Annotated in this window: 13 protein-coding genes and 1 tRNA gene; all 14 read left to right on the top strand. The window is 63.3% G+C overall.

The features are described 5' to 3' along the window. On the top strand, positions 1-114 hold a 114-nt coding region (locus tag ACVKN3_RS19250), incomplete at its 5' end, for an EF-Tu C-terminal domain-related protein (RefSeq protein ID WP_456992315.1). A 93-nt stretch (positions 115-207) separates the two neighbouring features. Next, positions 208-283, top strand: a tRNA-Trp gene (locus ACVKN3_RS19255). A gap of 84 nt (positions 284-367) precedes the next feature. After that, positions 368-763 carry a preprotein translocase subunit SecE gene (gene secE, locus ACVKN3_RS19260; RefSeq protein WP_285405890.1) on the top strand — a complete coding sequence of 132 codons (396 nt, stop codon included), beginning with the start codon at positions 368-370 and terminating at the stop codon, positions 761-763. Positions 764-771: 8 nt separating this feature from the next. Further along, positions 772-1,332 carry a transcription termination/antitermination protein NusG gene (gene nusG, locus ACVKN3_RS19265; RefSeq protein WP_036140127.1) on the top strand — a complete coding sequence of 187 codons (561 nt, stop codon included), beginning with the start codon at positions 772-774 and terminating at the stop codon, positions 1,330-1,332. Positions 1,333-1,535: 203 nt separating this feature from the next. Beyond that, positions 1,536-1,964 (top strand): 50S ribosomal protein L11, encoded by a 429-nt coding sequence (gene rplK, locus ACVKN3_RS19270; protein ID WP_285405893.1) that lies wholly within the window; start codon positions 1,536-1,538, stop codon positions 1,962-1,964. A 3-nt stretch (positions 1,965-1,967) separates the two neighbouring features. Then, the gene (gene rplA / locus ACVKN3_RS19275) at positions 1,968-2,675 is read left to right on the top strand and encodes a 50S ribosomal protein L1 (RefSeq protein ID WP_285405896.1); all 708 of its coding nucleotides are present in this window, start codon (positions 1,968-1,970) and stop codon (positions 2,673-2,675) included. Between the two features lie 342 nt (positions 2,676-3,017). Next, positions 3,018-3,551: a 50S ribosomal protein L10 gene (gene rplJ, locus ACVKN3_RS19280; protein ID WP_354517469.1), complete on the top strand. Its 534-nt coding sequence runs from the start codon at positions 3,018-3,020 to the stop codon at positions 3,549-3,551. 45 nt (positions 3,552-3,596) lie between these two features. After that, entirely contained in the window at positions 3,597-3,968 is a 372-nt protein-coding gene (gene rplL / locus ACVKN3_RS19285) for a 50S ribosomal protein L7/L12 (protein WP_036140134.1), read from the top strand. A 257-nt stretch (positions 3,969-4,225) separates the two neighbouring features. After that, positions 4,226-8,395, top strand: coding sequence for a DNA-directed RNA polymerase subunit beta (gene rpoB, locus ACVKN3_RS19290; protein ID WP_285405903.1), 4,170 nt, complete (start codon positions 4,226-4,228; stop codon positions 8,393-8,395). Between the two features lie 25 nt (positions 8,396-8,420). After that, the gene (gene rpoC / locus ACVKN3_RS19295; RefSeq protein ID WP_285405905.1) at positions 8,421-12,635 is read left to right on the top strand and encodes a DNA-directed RNA polymerase subunit beta'; all 4,215 of its coding nucleotides are present in this window, start codon (positions 8,421-8,423) and stop codon (positions 12,633-12,635) included. 174 nt (positions 12,636-12,809) lie between these two features. Beyond that, entirely contained in the window at positions 12,810-13,184 is a 375-nt protein-coding gene (gene rpsL / locus ACVKN3_RS19300) for a 30S ribosomal protein S12 (protein ID WP_036115505.1), read from the top strand. A 16-nt stretch (positions 13,185-13,200) separates the two neighbouring features. Next, positions 13,201-13,668: a 30S ribosomal protein S7 gene (gene rpsG / locus ACVKN3_RS19305; protein WP_036140138.1), complete on the top strand. Its 468-nt coding sequence runs from the start codon at positions 13,201-13,203 to the stop codon at positions 13,666-13,668. Between the two features lie 26 nt (positions 13,669-13,694). Further along, positions 13,695-15,824 (top strand): elongation factor G, encoded by a 2,130-nt coding sequence (fusA, locus tag ACVKN3_RS19310; RefSeq protein WP_354517464.1) that lies wholly within the window; start codon positions 13,695-13,697, stop codon positions 15,822-15,824. 50 nt (positions 15,825-15,874) lie between these two features. Next, on the top strand, positions 15,875-16,062 hold a 188-nt coding region (locus ACVKN3_RS19315), incomplete at its 3' end, for a GTP-binding protein (protein ID WP_231873829.1).

Genomic DNA, 16,062 nt, shown 5'->3' on the forward strand with positions numbered 1-16,062 from the left:
AAGATCTCGGTGACCCTGGGCTTCCCGATCGCCATGGACGAAGGCCTGCGCTTCGCGATCCGCGAAGGCGGTCGTACCGTCGGCGCCGGCGTCGTGTCGAAGATCAACAAGTAAGAAAAGTGATGCCCGCCCTTCGGGGCGGGCACCCGGTCGCGGGGCGGGTCGGTCTTCGGGCTGCCCGCCCCGCGGTTCAACGGTTTTATTTGTACGCCAGTAGCTCAATTGGCAGAGCAGCGGTCTCCAAAACCGCAGGTTGGGGGTTCGAGTCCCTCCTGGCGTGCCACTTTCGAGGAACCACGGCGGTTGACGTCGGACGCAGGCAGGCGGTTTCGCTCGCCACGTTCGTAAGGCACCTTGCCAAGCGCGCATGAACACCAAGGCAGAACAAGCCAGGACTATGGGCCCGGCCGATTTCGGCAAGCTGGCGCTCGCGCTGGTTGTGCTCGTCGCCGGCATCGTCGGCTTCTACTATTTCAGCGATAACCCGAACGTGCCGTCCTTCGCGCGCGTCGTCGGTGTCATCGCCGCGGTCGTCGCCGCCATGGCGATCGGTGCCTTCACGGTGCCCGGCCGCAAGCTGCGCGGTTTCGTCTCCGAATCGCAGTTCGAGTTGCGCAAGGTCGTCTGGCCGTCGCGCGACGAAACGTTGAAGACCACCGGTATCATCATCGTGGTCGTCATCATTCTCTCGCTGCTGATGGGGCTGATCGACTGGTTGTTGAAGACCATCGTGCTCGATTGGCTGCTTAAACTCGGACATTGAGGTAAGGCATGAGCAAGCGCTGGTACGTGGTTCACGCCTATTCGGGTTTCGAACAGCAGGTTCGCAAGGCCCTCAACGAGCGCGTCGTTCGCGAGGGCATGGAAGAAAAGTTCGGTGAGATCCTGGTTCCGACCGAGGAAGTCATCGAGATGCGCGGCGGCCAGAAGCGTCGCAGCGAGCGCAAGTTCTTCCCCGGTTACGTCCTGGTCCAGATCGAGACGGATACGAACGGCAAGGTGCCGCGTATCGACGACGAATGCTGGCACCTGGTCAAGGAAACCCCGAAGGTCATGGGGTTCATCGGCGGCACCGCCGACCGTCCGCACCCGATCCGTGACACCGAGGCGGAAGCCATTCTCAGCCGCGTCCGCGAAGGCGTCGAGAAGCCCCGTCCGAAGGTCCTCTTCGAGCCGGGCGAGATGGTCCGCGTCACCGAAGGCCCGTTCAACGACTTCAACGGCGTGGTCGAGGAAGTCAATTACGAAAAGAGCCGCCTGCGCGTCGCGGTGCTCATTTTCGGTCGTTCTACCCCGGTCGAGCTCGAGTTCGGCCAGGTGGAGAAGGCCTGACGGCCTCCTGGCGGGGTCGCTCCCGCCCATTCGGCACGGGGTTTGCTTAACCCGGGTCGGACGCCTATAATGCCCGGTCCACGCTGGAGCTTTTTGCTCCGGCGTGTCCGTGTTTCAGGGGTTCGCAGGTGCGGACCCCACCACTTCCAGGGAAGGCCAACAGCGAGGAGCCGCAAGGCGCCAGCACTCGCGAGGAACGTAAAATGGCAAAGAAAGTCATTGGTTACATCAAGTTGCAGGTCAAGGCCGGCCAGGCCAACCCGTCGCCGCCCGTGGGTCCCGCCCTCGGTCAGCGCGGCCTGAACATCATGGAGTTCTGCAAGGCGTTCAATGCCGCCACGCAGAAGCTCGAGCCGGGTCTCCCGATCCCGGTCGTGATCACGGCCTACTCGGACCGTACCTTCACCTTCATCACGAAGACCCCGCCGGCCTCGATCCTCCTCAAGAAGATCACGGGCGTGGCCAAGGGCTCGCAGAAGCCGAACACCGACAAGGTCGGCAAGGTCACGCGTGCCCAGCTCGAGGAAATCGCCAAGGCGAAGGAGCCGGATCTCACGGCTGCCGATCTCGAAGCCGCCGTGCGTACCATCGCCGGCAGCGCGCGTTCCATGGGTCTGGTAGTGGAGGGTTAAGACATGGCAAAGCTCACGAAGCGTATGAAGGCCGCATCGGCCGCCGTCCAGCCCGGCAAGACCTACGGTCTCGACGAAGCGCTGAAGATCGTCAAGGACAACGCCAAGGCCAAGTTCGGCGAGTCGGTCGACGTCTCGGTCCGTCTGGGCATCGATGCGAAGAAGTCCGACCAGGGCGTTCGCGGTTCCTCGCTGCTGCCGCACGGCACCGGCAAGACCGTTCGCGTGGCCGTGTTCGTGCCGCCGGGTGAGAAGGCCGATGCCGCTCTCGCCGCGGGCGCCGACGCCGTCGGTATGGACGACCTCGCCGAGAAGATGGCCGCTGGCGATCTCAACTACGGCCGCGTCATCGCCACCCCCGACGCCATGCGCGTCGTCGGTAAGCTCGGTCAGGTGCTCGGTCCCCGTGGCCTGATGCCGAACCCGAAGGACGGCTCGGTCACCGCCGACGTCGCCACGGCGGTCAAGAACGCCAAGGCCGGCCAGGTCAAGTTCCGCAACGACAAGGGTGGCATCATCCACGCCACCATCGGCAAGGCGACGTTCGAAGCCGCCCAGCTGGCCGACAACCTCAACACGCTGATCGCCGACCTGCTCAAGGCCAAGCCTTCGGCTGCCAAGGGTCAGTACATCCAGCGCGTGTCGCTGTCGAGCACCATGGGCGTGGGCGTGCCGGTCGATACCTCGACCGTGAACACCTCGGCCAAGTAAGCAGTTTTACGGCCCCCGCCGGCATGCCGGCGGGGGAACGTTTTTGAGGGCAGCCATGGCCGCAAGGTCGTGGTAGCCGTCAAAGACCGTAGGCGCGTTCAGCGCGCGATGGCGACGAGCAAGGAGCTCGTGTTGGCATGGATACGCCGTCGTCGTTAGCGGGTTCGCTTAATCGGGTGCCTCGCGGTATCCGGCCTGCGTAGATGGTGTAGCCCCTTCCGTATTCGTTTCGAATGGGGAAAGGCCACCACCCGGGACACGTCGTGTCCCCGACGTCAGGATGATGTCGCCCAGGACCGCAAGCGGCAGGAGTCGCAAGCGGAGTTCAATTGGAGGAGTGCAATGGCTCTCAATCTGTCCCAGAAGCAAGAAGTAGTCGCCGAGCTGGCAGAAATCGCCGCGAAGGCTCACTCCCTGGTCGCTGTCGAGTACGCAGGCACCACGGTCTCCCAGATGACCGCGATGCGCAAGAAGGCTCGTGAGTCGGGTGTTTTCTTGAAGGTTGTCAAGAACACGCTCGCCGCGCGCGCCGTGGCCGGTACCGAGTTCGAGGTCGTCAAGGACGCCCTGGTCGGTCCGCTGCTGTATGCGTTCTCGCTGGAAGAGCCCGGTGCTGCCGGGCGCGTGATCAAGGAATTCGCGAAGGCGAACGCCAAGCTCATCCCTAAGGTCGTTTCGGTGGAAGGCAAGCTGCTTCCCCCGGCGCACGTCGACGTTCTCGCGTCGCTGCCGACCCGCCAGGAAGCGCTTGCGATGCTGGCCCGCGTCCTGTCCGAACCGGCTGCGATGTTCGCACGCGCCGTCAAGGCAGTGGCCGACCAGCAGGGTGGTGGCGAAGCCGCCGCCGAGGCCCCGGCCGAAGCCGAACCCGCCTAAGCTCGCCGACTTTTCTCATCGAAACCATTTAAAAGGTAAGAAACAATGTCCACCCTGACCACCGAACAGATCGTCGAAGCCATCAAGGCCAAGTCCCTGATGGAAATCATGGAACTGGTTAAGTCGATCGAAGACACCTTCGGCGTCTCGGCTGCTGCCCCGGTTGCCGCTGCTGCTGCCGGTCCGGCCGCTGCTGCTGTCGAAGAGCAGACCGAGTTCGACGTCATCCTGAAGTCCGCCGGCGACAAGAAGGTCGACGTCATCAAGGCTGTCCGCGCCATCACCGGCCTGGGCCTGAAGGAAGCGAAGGACCTCACCGAAGCCGGTGGCGTCGTGAAGGAAGCTGCATCGAAGGACGACGCTGCCAAGTTCAAGAAGGATCTGGAAGCTGCCGGCGCCACGGTCGAACTCAAGTAATCGGCGCCTTGCGCGCCAGTAGTTCGACATAGCGTCAAGTGAGCCTGGGGGCGTAAGCCCCCGGGCTTTGGCCGTTCCAAGGCCTGTTCCACGCACCACGTTCCCCGCGCCATGCACGTGCACCACGTCGCGTCCCCGTCGGAAATGGGACATCGGGAGTCGAGGGCAGCGATGCCCTGCGGTACGAATCTCGATCTCCGATTTTCGATTCATCCGATTTTTGATCGACCCATTACTGAGCCGAGGCGGTACCCACCATGACCTACTCGTTTACCGAGAAGAAGCGCATCCGTAAGGATTTCGGCAAGCGCCCGCCCGTCCTGGGCGTGCCCAACCTGCTGACCATCCAGACCGACTCGTACAAGGAATTCCTGCAGGAGCAGGTCAGCTCCAAGCATCGCGAGGAGAAGGGCCTGCACGCCGCGCTGAAGTCGGTGTTCCCGATTTCCAGCTATTCCGGCAACGCCGCGCTCGAATACGTCGACTACAGGCTCGGCGAACCCGCGTTCGATGAACGTGAATGCCGCAACCGTGGCATGACCTTCGGTGCGCCGCTGCGCACGACGGTCCGCCTGGTGATCTACGACAAGGACAGCCCGGCCTCGAAGAAGGCCGTGAAGTACGTCAAGGAGCAGGAGGTCTACATGGGCGAGATCCCGCTCATGACCGACACCGGCACCTTCATCATCAACGGCACCGAGCGCGTCATCGTCTCGCAGCTGCATCGTTCGCCGGGCGTGTTCTTCGACCACGACCGCGGCAAGACGCACAGCTCGGGCAAGTTGCTGTTCTCGGCCCGCGTCATTCCTTACCGTGGCTCGTGGCTGGACTTCGAGTTCGACCCGAAGGACGCGCTGTTCACCCGCATCGATCGTCGCCGCAAGCTGCCGGTGACGGTGCTGCTGCGCGCGCTCGGCTACGGCAACGAGGAGATGCTCGACATCTTCTTCGAGCACAACGTGTTCCACCTCGGCAAGAAGGGCGGCGTCATGCTCGACCTCGTCGCCGAGCGCCTGCGTGGTGAAACCCTGTCCTTCGATCTGGTGATCGACGGCAAGGTGCTGGTGGAAGCCGGCAAGCGCATCACCGCGCGCCACGTGCGCCAGCTGGCCAGCGAGAAGATCACCACGCTCGAAGTGCCGGACGATTACCCGGTCGGCCGCATCGTGGCCATCGACATGATCGACAAGGACACGGGCGAGATCATTGCCGCGGCCAACGACGAGCTGACGCTCGAGCACCTCGAGAAGTTCCGCAAGGGCGGGATCGAGACCGTGCCGACGCTGTACGTTAACGACCTCGATCGCGGTGCGTACATCTCGAACACGCTGCGCATCGACAACACGCGCACGCAGCTCGAGGCCCTGGTCGAAATCTACCGGATGATGCGTCCGGGCGAGCCGCCGACCAAGGACGCCGCGCAGAACCTGTTCTTCAACCTGTTCTTCACCTTCGACCGCTACGACCTCTCGGGCGTCGGCCGCATGAAGTTCAACCGTCGTGTCGGCCGCAAGGACGTCGTCGGTCCGGGCGTGCTCTATGACCACAAGTACTTCAGCGAGCGCAAGGAAGAGGAATCGCAGCGTCTGGTCGCCGAGCAGGGCGAGACCTCCGACATCCTCGACGTGCTGCGCGTCCTGATCGACATCCGCAACGGCACCGGTACGGTCGACGATATCGACCACCTGGGTAACCGTCGCGTGCGTTCGGTCGGCGAAATGGCGGAGAACACCTTCCGCATCGGTCTCGTCCGCGTCGAGCGCGCGGTTCGCGAGCGCCTGTCGCTGGCCGAATCGGAAGGCCTGACCCCGCAGGAACTGATCAACGCCAAGCCGGTCGCCGCGGCGGTGAAGGAGTTCTTCGGTTCGTCGCAGCTCTCGCAGTTCATGGATCAGAACAACCCGCTGTCGGAAGTTACCCACAAGCGCCGCGTGTCCGCGCTTGGACCGGGCGGCCTGACCCGTGAGCGCGCCGGCTTCGAAGTCCGCGACGTGCACCCGACCCATTACGGTCGCGTCTGCACCATCGAAACGCCGGAAGGCCCGAACATCGGCCTGATCAACTCACTGGCCGTGTACGCCCGCACCAACGCCTACGGCTTCCTCGAGACGCCGTACCGCAAGGTCGAGAACGGCAAGGTCACCGACAAGGTCGATTACCTCTCCGCGATCGAAGAGGGCGATCACGTGATCGCGCAGGCGAACTCGCCGCTGTCGAAGGAAGGCAAGTTCCTCGAGGACTTCGTTTCCTGCCGCTTCCGCGGCGAGTCCGAGCTGCGTCCGTCCGCCGAGATCAACTACATGGACGTCTCGCCCATGCAGACGGTGTCGGTGGCGGCGGCGCTCGTGCCCTTCCTCGAGCACGATGACGCGAACCGCGCCCTGATGGGCGCGAACATGCAGCGCCAGGCCGTTCCGACCCTGCGCAGCCAGAAGCCGCTCGTCGGCACGGGCATCGAACGCGCCGTGGCGCGCGACTCGGGCGTCACCGTGTCCGCCAAGCGCGGCGGTGTCATCGACCAGGTCGATGCCGCCCGTATCGTCGTTCGCGTCAATGAAGTGGAAGTGGACGAGAACGACGCCGGCGTCGATATCTACACGCTCACCAAGTACACCCGCTCCAACCAGAACACCAACCTCAACCAGCGTCCGCTGGTGAACGTCGGTGACGTGGTGGCCGTGGGCGACACCCTGGCGGACGGTTCCTCGACCGATCTGGGCGAGCTCGCGCTCGGCCAGAACATGCTCGTGGCCTTCATGCCGTGGAACGGCTACAACTTCGAAGACTCGATCCTGATCTCCGAGCGCGTGGTCCAGGAAGATCGCTACACCTCGATCCACATCGAGGAGATGACCTGCATCGCCCGCGACACCAAGCTGGGCGCCGAGGAAATCACGGCCGATATCCCGAACGTCGGTGAGCAGGCCCTGGCCCGTCTCGACGAGTCCGGCATCGTCTACATCGGTGCGGAAGTGAAGGCCGGCGACATCCTGGTCGGCAAGGTCACGCCCAAGGGCGAAAGCCAGCTGACCCCGGAAGAAAAGCTCCTCCGCGCCATCTTCGGCGAGAAGGCCTCGGACGTGAAGGACAGCTCGCTGCGCGTGCCCCCGGGCATGGACGGCAACGTCATCGACGTGCAGGTCTTCACCCGCGACGGCATCGAGAAGGACAAGCGCGCCAAGCAGATCGAAGAAACCGAGCTGAAGCGGATCCGCAAGGATCTCGACGACCAGTTCCGTATCCTCGAGGGCGCGATCTACGCCCGTATGCGTTCGCAGCTGGTCGGCAAGTCCGCGATGAGCGGCCCGGGCGGTCTCAAGCGCGGTGTCGTCATCGATGACGCCTACCTCGATACGCTCAAGAAAGACGACTGGTTCAAGATCAACGTCAAGGAAGAGGAAGTCTCGGAGTTCCTCGAGCGCGCGGCCGACCAGGTCAAGCGTCATCGCGAGGCCTTCGACAAGCGCTTCAAGGAGAAGCAGGGCAAGATCACCCAGGGCGACGACCTCGCTCCGGGCGTGCTCAAGATGGTCAAGGTGTACCTCGCCGTGAAGCGCCGTATCCAGCCGGGCGACAAGATGGCAGGCCGTCACGGTAACAAGGGTGTGGTCTCGATGATCGTCCCGGTCGAGGACATGCCGTTCTCCGCCGACGGTCGTCCGGTCGACATCTGCCTGAACCCGCTGGGCGTGCCGTCGCGTATGAACATCGGTCAGATTCTCGAGGTCCATCTGGGCTGGGCTGCCAAGGGCCTGGGCCACAAGATCTCGGCCATGATCGAAGCCAACGAGAAGCCGGCCAAGCTGCGCGAGTTCCTCGACGAGGTCTACAACCACGGCAACGCCGGTGCGGAAGGTGCGGTGCGCCACGTCGACCTCAAGTCGATGACGGACGCCGAGATCATCCAGCTGGCCGACAACCTGCGTGACGGCGTGCCCATGGCGACGCCCGTCTTCGACGGTGCCGAAGAGACCGAAATCAAGCACATGCTCAAGCTCGCCGATCTGCCGGAATCCGGCCAGACGACGCTCTACGACGGCCGTACCGGCGAGGCGTTCGATCGCCCGGTCACCGTGGGCTACATGCACATGCTGAAGCTGAACCATCTCGTCGACGACAAGATGCATGCGCGTTCCACCGGTCCGTACTCGCTCGTTACCCAGCAGCCGCTGGGCGGCAAGGCGCAGTTCGGTGGCCAGCGCTTCGGCGAAATGGAAGTCTGGGCGCTCGAGGCCTACGGCGCGGCGTACACCCTGCAGGAAATGCTGACCGTCAAGTCGGACGACGTGCAGGGCCGTAACCAGATGTACAAGAACATTGTCGACGGCAACCACGAGATGGCGGCGGGCATGCCGGAATCCTTCAACGTGCTCGTGAAGGAAATCCGTTCGCTCGCTATCGACATCGAGCTGGAAGAGATCAAGTGATCGTCGCGGCTACCGGAGATTACGCATGAAAGACCTGCTCAATCTGTTCAACCAGCAGCGACAGACGCTGGACTTCGACGCGATCAAGATCGCTCTGGCTTCGCCGGAGCTGATCCGTTCGTGGTCGTACGGCGAAGTGAAAAAGCCGGAAACCATCAACTACCGCACGTTCAAACCCGAGCGTGACGGTCTGTTCTGCGCGGCCATCTTCGGCCCGATCAAGGACTACGAGTGCCTGTGCGGCAAGTACAAGCGCATGAAGCACCGTGGCGTGGTCTGCGAGAAGTGCGGCACCGAGGTCACCCTGGCCAAGGTCCGTCGCGAGCGCATGGGCCACATCGAGCTGGCCAGCCCGACCGCGCACATCTGGTTCCTGAAGTCGCTGCCTTCGCGCATTGGCCTCATGCTGGACATGACGCTGCGTGACATCGAGCGCATCCTGTACTTCGAAGCCTTCGTCGTGATCGATCCGGGCCTGACCGCGCTCGAGCGCGGCCAGCTGCTCAGCGAAGACCAGTACCTGGAAGCGACCGAAGAGCACGGCGACGAGTTCGACGCCCGCATGGGTGCCGAGGCCGTCTACGAGCTGCTGAAGAGCCTCGACCTGCCCGGCGAAGTCATCCGCCTCAAGGAAGAGATCACGGCGACCAACTCCGAGACCAAGCTCAAGCGCCTCACCAAGCGCGTGAAGCTGATCGAGGCGTTCCTGGAATCCGGCAACAAGCCGGAGTGGATGGTCATGACCGTCCTTCCCGTGCTGCCGCCGGACCTGCGTCCGCTGGTGCCGCTGGATGGCGGCCGTTTCGCCACGTCCGACCTGAACGACCTGTACCGCCGCGTCATCAACCGCAACAACCGCCTGAAGCGCCTGCTCGAACTCGCTGCGCCGGACATCATCGTCCGCAACGAGAAGCGCATGCTGCAGGAATCGGTCGATGCGCTGCTCGACAACGGCCGTCGCGGTCGTGCCATCACCGGCACGAACAAGCGCGCGCTGAAGTCGCTCGCGGACATGATCAAGGGCAAGCAGGGCCGCTTCCGCCAGAACCTGCTCGGCAAGCGCGTCGACTACTCGGGCCGTTCGGTCATCGTGGTCGGCCCGACGCTGCGCCTGCACCAGTGCGGCCTGCCGAAGAAGATGGCGCTCGAGCTGTTCAAGCCCTTCATCTTCGCCAAGCTGCAGGCTCGTGGCGAAGCCACGACCATCAAGGCCGCGAAGAAGCTCGTCGAGCGCGAAGAGGCCCAGGTGTGGGACATCCTGGAAGACGTGATCCGCGAACATCCGGTCATGCTCAACCGCGCCCCGACCCTGCATCGCCTGGGCATCCAGGCGTTCGAGCCGGTCCTGATCGAAGGCAAGGCGATCCAGCTGCACCCGCTCGTCTGCACGGCGTTCAACGCCGACTTCGACGGTGACCAGATGGCCGTCCACGTGCCGCTTTCGATCGAGGCGCAGCTCGAAGCCCGCGCCCTGATGATGTCCTCGAACAACATCCTGTCGCCGGCCAACGGCGAGCCGATCATCGTGCCGTCGCAGGACGTCGTGCTCGGCCTGTACTACATGACCCGTGAGCTGATCAACGCGAAGGGCGCCGGCATGGTGTTCGCGAACGTCGGCGAAGTGCGTCGTGCGTACGACAACCGTGCCGTCGAGTTGCACGCGAAGGTCAAGGTGCGCGTGCACATGACCGAGCAGGACTCGGAAGGTGCCACGTCGTCGCGTACGGCCATCGTCGATACGACGGTCGGTCGCGCGCTGCTGATGGAGATCATCCCGGACGGCCTCCCGTTCGCGTTGGTCAACACCGAGCTGACCAAGAAGAACATCTCGCGCCTGATCAACCAGAGCTACCGTCTGCTCGGCCTGAAGGAATCGGTCGTGTTCGCCGACAAGCTGATGTACACCGGCTTCCGTTTCGCGACGCGCGCCGGTATCTCCATCGGCATCGACGACATGAAGATCCCGGCCGAGAAGAAGGGCATTCTCGAGGAAGCCGAGAAGGAAGTCGTCGAGATCCAGGAGCAGTACCAGTCGGGCCTGGTCACCGCCGGCGAGCGCTACAACAAGGTCGTCGACATCTGGAGCCGCACCAACGAACTCGTCGCCAAGGCGATGATCGACGGTATCGGCACCGAGAAGGTCGAGGACGCCGACGGCAAGACGGTCAACCAGAAGTCGATGAACTCGCTGTACATCATGGCCGACTCCGGCGCGCGTGGTAGCGCGGCGCAGATTCGCCAGCTGGCCGGCATGCGCGGCCTGATGGCCCGTCCCGATGGCTCCATCATCGAGACGCCCATCAAGGCGAACTTCCGCGAGGGCCTCAACGTCCTGCAGTACTTCAACTCGACCCACGGTGCCCGTAAGGGCCTCGCGGATACCGCGCTGAAGACCGCCAACTCCGGTTACCTGACCCGTCGTCTCGTCGACGTGGCACAGGACGTCGTCATCACCGAGCACGATTGCGGCACGGAAGACGGCGTCATGATGTCCCCGATCGTCGAAGGCGGTGACGTGGTCGAGCCGTTGCGTGACCGCGTGCTCGGTCGTGTCGTGGTCGAGGACGTCTACGCCCCCGGCGACGACGACCAGCCCATCGTCACCCGCGACACGCTGCTCGACGAGTACCTGGTCGACAAGCTCGACAAGGCCTCGGTGCAGCTGATCAAGGTGCGCTCGCCGATCACCTGCCGTGCCAGCCACGGCGTGTGCGCCCTGTGCTACGGCCGCGACCTGGCTCGTGGTCACCTGGTCAACATGGGTGAGGCCGTGGGCGTCGTCGCCGCACAGTCCATCGGTGAGCCGGGTACCCAGCTGACGATGCGTACGTTCCACATCGGTGGTGCGGCGTCGCGTGCGGCTGCGGTCGACAACGTCACCGTCCGTACCACCGGTGCGCTGAAGTTCAACAACCTGAAGTCGGTCGAGCACAACCAGGGTCACCTGGTCGCCGTCTCGCGTTCGGGCGAAGTCAGCGTCATCGACGCCAACGGTCGCGAGCGCGAGCGTTACAAGGTGCCTTACGGCGCGACCATTTCCGTCAAGGACGGCGATCCGGTCAAGTCGGGCCAGACGGTCGCCAACTGGGATCCGCATACCCATCCGATCGTCACGGAAGTGGCCGGTGTGGTGCGCTTCATCGACTTCATCGACGGCATTACCGTGCAGTCGCAGACCGATGAACTGACCGGCCTGGAGTCGGCGGTGGTCACCGATCCGAAGCGTCGCGGTACGCAGGCCAAGGATCTGCGCCCGATCGTCCGTCTGGAAGACAGCAAGGGCCGTGAACTCAAGCTGCCGGGTACGGACATCGCGGCCCAGTACTTCCTGCCGGCCGGCGCCATCGTGTCGATCCAGAACGGGACGGAAGTGGGCGTGGGTGACGTGGTCGCCCGTATCCCGCAGGAAACCTCCAAGACCCGCGACATCACCGGTGGTCTGCCGCGCGTGGCCGATCTGTTCGAAGCCCGCAAGCCGAAGGAGCCGGCGATCCTCGCGGAGCGCTCGGGTATCGTCAGCTTCGGCAAGGACACCAAGGGCAAGCAGCGCCTGATCATCAAGGACGTGGACGGCAACGAGCACGAAGAGCTGATTCCCAAGTGGCGTCAGGTCATCGTCTTCGAAGGCGAGCATGTGGAGAAGGGCGAGACCGTCGTCGACGGCGAGCCGAATCCGCACGACATCCTGCGCCTGCTGGGTGTGGAGCCGCTGGCGTCGTACCTGGTCAAGGAAATCCAGGACGTCTACCGCCTGCAGGGCGTGAAGATCAACGACAAGCACATCGAAGCGATCATTCGCCAGATGCTGCGCAAGGTCGAGATCACCGAGGCGGGTGACAGCACCTACCTGCGCGGTGAGCAGGTCGAGCGCGTCCGGATCAACGAAGAGAACGACCGTGCCGAGGCTCGTGGTGAGCGTCGCGCCGGGTTCGAATCGGTCCTGCTGGGCATCACCAAGGCCTCGCTGGCCACCGAGTCGTTCATCTCGGCGGCATCGTTCCAGGAGACCACCCGCGTCCTCACCGAAGCGGCGGTTCGTGGCACCCGGGATACGTTGCGGGGCCTGAAGGAAAATGTTATTGTTGGGCGGCTAATCCCTGCAGGTACGGGTCTGGCATACCACGCTTCGCGTCGTAGCCAGGGCGGTCTGACGGCTTCGGAGCTCGAAACCCTCTCGGGTTCGGCGCCTGCCGTTTCGTTCGCCGAAGCCCCTGCCGGGTCCAACGATAGCGCTGAGTAAGGCCCGTATTCCGGGTTTTGCTCGTACATACGAAATGAGGCGCAGGGACGCGCCTCGTGTTCGGATTCAGGGACGATGGGCGCTGGCTCGCTTCGTGGGCGGCGCACGTCAACAACGTTTCTCTGGCGGGCCGATCTTTCGGTCTGCCTTTATGTTTCTCAGGAATAGCTTCGCATGACGACAGTCAACCAGTTGGTGCGCAAATCCCGCAGCCCGAAGGCGTACAAAAGCGCCTCCCCGGCCCTGCAGAGCAGCCCGCAGCGCCGCGGCGTCTGCACGCGCGTGTATACGACCACCCCGAAGAAGCCGAACTCGGCACTGCGTAAGGTTGCCAAGGTGCGCCTGACCAACGGTTTCGAAGTCATCAGCTACATCGGTGGCGAAGGTCACAATCTCCAGGAGCACTCGGTGGTCCTGATCCGCGGCGGTCGCGTCAAGGATCTCCCCGGTGTGCGTTACCACACGGTTCGCGGCAGTCTCGACTGCGCCGGCGTGACCAAGCGTCGCAAGTCGCGCTCGAAGTACGGCGCCAAGCGCCCGAAGAGCTGAGTAAAGGACAAGAATTATGTCGCGTAAAGGTTCCCATCCCGCCCGTGTGGTCCTCCCGGACCCGAAGCACGGAAGCCAGCTGATTGCCCGTTTCATCAATATGGTGATGAAGTCCGGCAAGAAGTCCGTCGCCGAATCCATCGTGTACGGCGCTCTCGAAGAAATCGGCAAGAAGCACGCTGAAGCCGTGCAGCTCGTCGAGAAGGCCCTGGGCAACATCGCCCCGGCCGTCGAGGTGAAGTCGCGCCGTGTCGGTGGTGCCACGTACCAGGTGCCGGTCGAAGTCCGTCCGGGCCGTCGTATGGCGCTTGCCATGCGCTGGGTGATCGACGCAGCGCGCAAGCGCGGCGAGACGTCCATGCCGCGCAAGCTGGCCGCCGAACTGCTCGAAGCCTCGGAATCCCGTGGCGGCGCCGTCAAGAAGCGCGAAGAAACGCACCGCATGGCGGAGGCCAACAAGGCCTTCTCGCATTACCGCTGGTAATTTCAGCTCCAGATTGAGGAAAGACCGTGGCACGCACTACGCCCATCGAGCGCTACCGCAACTTCGGCATCATGGCTCACATCGACGCCGGCAAGACCACGACCACCGAGCGTATCCTGTTCTACACCGGTGTCAGTCATAAGATTGGCGAGGTGCATGACGGTGCCGCTACGATGGACTGGATGGAGCAGGAGCAGGAGCGCGGCATCACCATCACTTCCGCTGCCACCACGGCATTCTGGAAGGGCATGGACCGTTCGCTGCCCGAGCACCGCTTCAACATCATCGACACCCCGGGGCACGTCGACTTCACCATCGAGGTGGAGCGTTCGCTCCGCGTGCTCGACGGTGCGGTGTTCGTGCTCTGTGCCGTCGGTGGCGTGCAGCCGCAGTCCGAAACCGTCTGGCGCCAGGCCAACCGGTACAAGGTGCCGCGTCTCGCGTTCGTCAACAAGATGGACCGCACCGGCGCGAACTTCTACAAGGTGGTCGAGCAGCTGAAGGCTCGCCTTGGCGCCAATCCGGTGCCGATGCAGGTGCCGATCGGTGCCGAAGACAACTTCGAAGGCGTCGTCGACCTCCTCAAGATGAAGGCGATCAACTGGGACATGGAGTCCCAGGGCATGAAGTTCGATTACAAGGACATTCCGGCTGAACTGCTCGAGAAGTCGAAGCAGGCTCGCACCGAAATGATCGAAGCCGCCGCGGAAGCGACGGAAGAGTACATGGACAAGTACCTGGGTGGCGAAGAGCTGACCGAGGCCGAGATCATCGAAGGCCTGCGTCTGCGCACGCTGCGTAGCGAGATCATCCCGGTGTTCTGCGGCACGGCGTTCAAGAACAAGGGCGTCCAGGCGATGCTCGACGCGGTGGTCAACCTGCTTCCGTCGCCTCTCGACCGCCCGCCGGTCGAAGGCATCGACGAGAACGAGCAGCCGGATACCCGCGAAGCGAAGGACGATGCTCCGTTCTCCGCGCTGGCGTTCAAGATCATGACCGACCCGTTCGTCGGTGCGCTCACGTTCTTCCGTGTCTATTCGGGCACGCTGAATGCGGGCGACCCGGTCTACAACCCGGTCAAGTCGAAGAAAGAGCGCATCGGCCGCATGCTGCAGATGCATGCCAACGAGCGTCACGAACTGAAGGAAGTCCGCGCGGGCGACATCGCCGCCGCGGTCGGCCTGAAGGACGTCACGACCGGCGATACGCTCTGCTCGCAGGACAAGATCATCACCCTCGAGCGCATGTCGTTCCCGGAGCCGGTGATCTCGATGGCGGTCGAGCCGAAGACCAAGTCGGACCAGGAAAAGATGGGTGTCGCCCTCGGCCGTCTGGCTGCGGAAGATCCGTCGTTCCGCGTCAAGACGGACGAAGAGTCGGGTCAGACGATCATCTCGGGCATGGGCGAGCTTCACCTGGACATCCTGGTGGACCGCATGCGTCGCGAGTTCAACGTCGAGGCCAACGTGGGCAAGCCGCAGGTCGCTTACCGCGAAACGATTCAGGCCGCGGACGTCAAGTCGGACTACAAGCACGCCAAGCAGTCGGGTGGTAAGGGTCAGTACGGTCACGTCGTGATCGAGCTGTCGCCGATCTCCGATGCCGATCGTGCCGATCCCAAGATCGCACCGTCGATCAAGGACGACTTCCTCTTCATCAACGACATCTCCGGTGGCGTGATCCCGAAGGAATTCATTCCTTCGGTCGAGAAGGGTCTCCGTGAGACGATCACCAGTGGTCCGCTCGCGGGCTTCCCGGTGGTGAACGTGAAGGTCAAGCTCGTCTTCGGTTCGTACCATGACGTCGACTCCTCGGAAATGGCGTTCAAGCTCGCCTCGTCGATGGCGTTCAAGCAGGGTTTCGCCAAGGCGAAGCCGGTTCTGCTCGAGCCGATCATGAAGGTCGAAGTCGTGACGCCGCCGGACTACGTCGGTGACGTGATGGGCGATATCTCGCGCCGTCGCGGCATGCTGACCGGTCAGGAAGAAACGCCGTCGGGCAACACGATCAACGCGATGATCCCGCTTGGCGAAATGTTCGGTTATGCGACGACGATCCGCTCGCTGTCGCAGGGTCGTGCCACGTTCACGATGGAATTCGATCATTACGAGCCGGCGCCGAGCAACATCGCCGAAGAGGTCATGAAGAAGTCCTGATCGGGCTTCTTCATTAAAACTTTCAACGATTTTTCAGAGGTTTCAGAGTCATGGCAAAGGGTAAGTTCGAGCGCAAGAAGCCGCACGTCAACGTCGGCACCATCGGTCACGTCGATCACGGCAAGACCACGCTGACGGCCGCGCTGACCAAGATCGGCGCCGAGCGCTTCGGTGGCGAATTCAAGGACTACGGTTCGATCGATGCGGCGCCGGAAGAGAAGGCGCGCGGCATCACGAT

Source organism: Luteibacter sp. PvP120, assembly GCF_054055715.1.

Excerpts from the sequence above, each read along its gene's own strand:
- rplA (WP_285405896.1), top strand. The coding sequence starts at position 1,968 with ATGGCAAAGCTCACGAAGCGTATGAAGGCCGCATCGGCCGCCGTCCAG.
- secE (WP_285405890.1), top strand. The coding sequence starts at position 368 with ATGAACACCAAGGCAGAACAAGCCAGGACTATGGGCCCGGCCGATTTC.
- rpsL (WP_036115505.1), top strand. The coding sequence starts at position 12,810 with ATGACGACAGTCAACCAGTTGGTGCGCAAATCCCGCAGCCCGAAGGCG.
- nusG (WP_036140127.1), top strand. The coding sequence starts at position 772 with ATGAGCAAGCGCTGGTACGTGGTTCACGCCTATTCGGGTTTCGAACAG.
- rpoC (WP_285405905.1), top strand. The coding sequence starts at position 8,421 with ATGAAAGACCTGCTCAATCTGTTCAACCAGCAGCGACAGACGCTGGAC.
- rpoB (WP_285405903.1), top strand. The coding sequence starts at position 4,226 with ATGACCTACTCGTTTACCGAGAAGAAGCGCATCCGTAAGGATTTCGGC.
- rplK (WP_285405893.1), top strand. The coding sequence starts at position 1,536 with ATGGCAAAGAAAGTCATTGGTTACATCAAGTTGCAGGTCAAGGCCGGC.
- rplJ (WP_354517469.1), top strand. The coding sequence starts at position 3,018 with ATGGCTCTCAATCTGTCCCAGAAGCAAGAAGTAGTCGCCGAGCTGGCA.
- rpsG (WP_036140138.1), top strand. The coding sequence starts at position 13,201 with ATGTCGCGTAAAGGTTCCCATCCCGCCCGTGTGGTCCTCCCGGACCCG.
- rplL (WP_036140134.1), top strand. The coding sequence starts at position 3,597 with ATGTCCACCCTGACCACCGAACAGATCGTCGAAGCCATCAAGGCCAAG.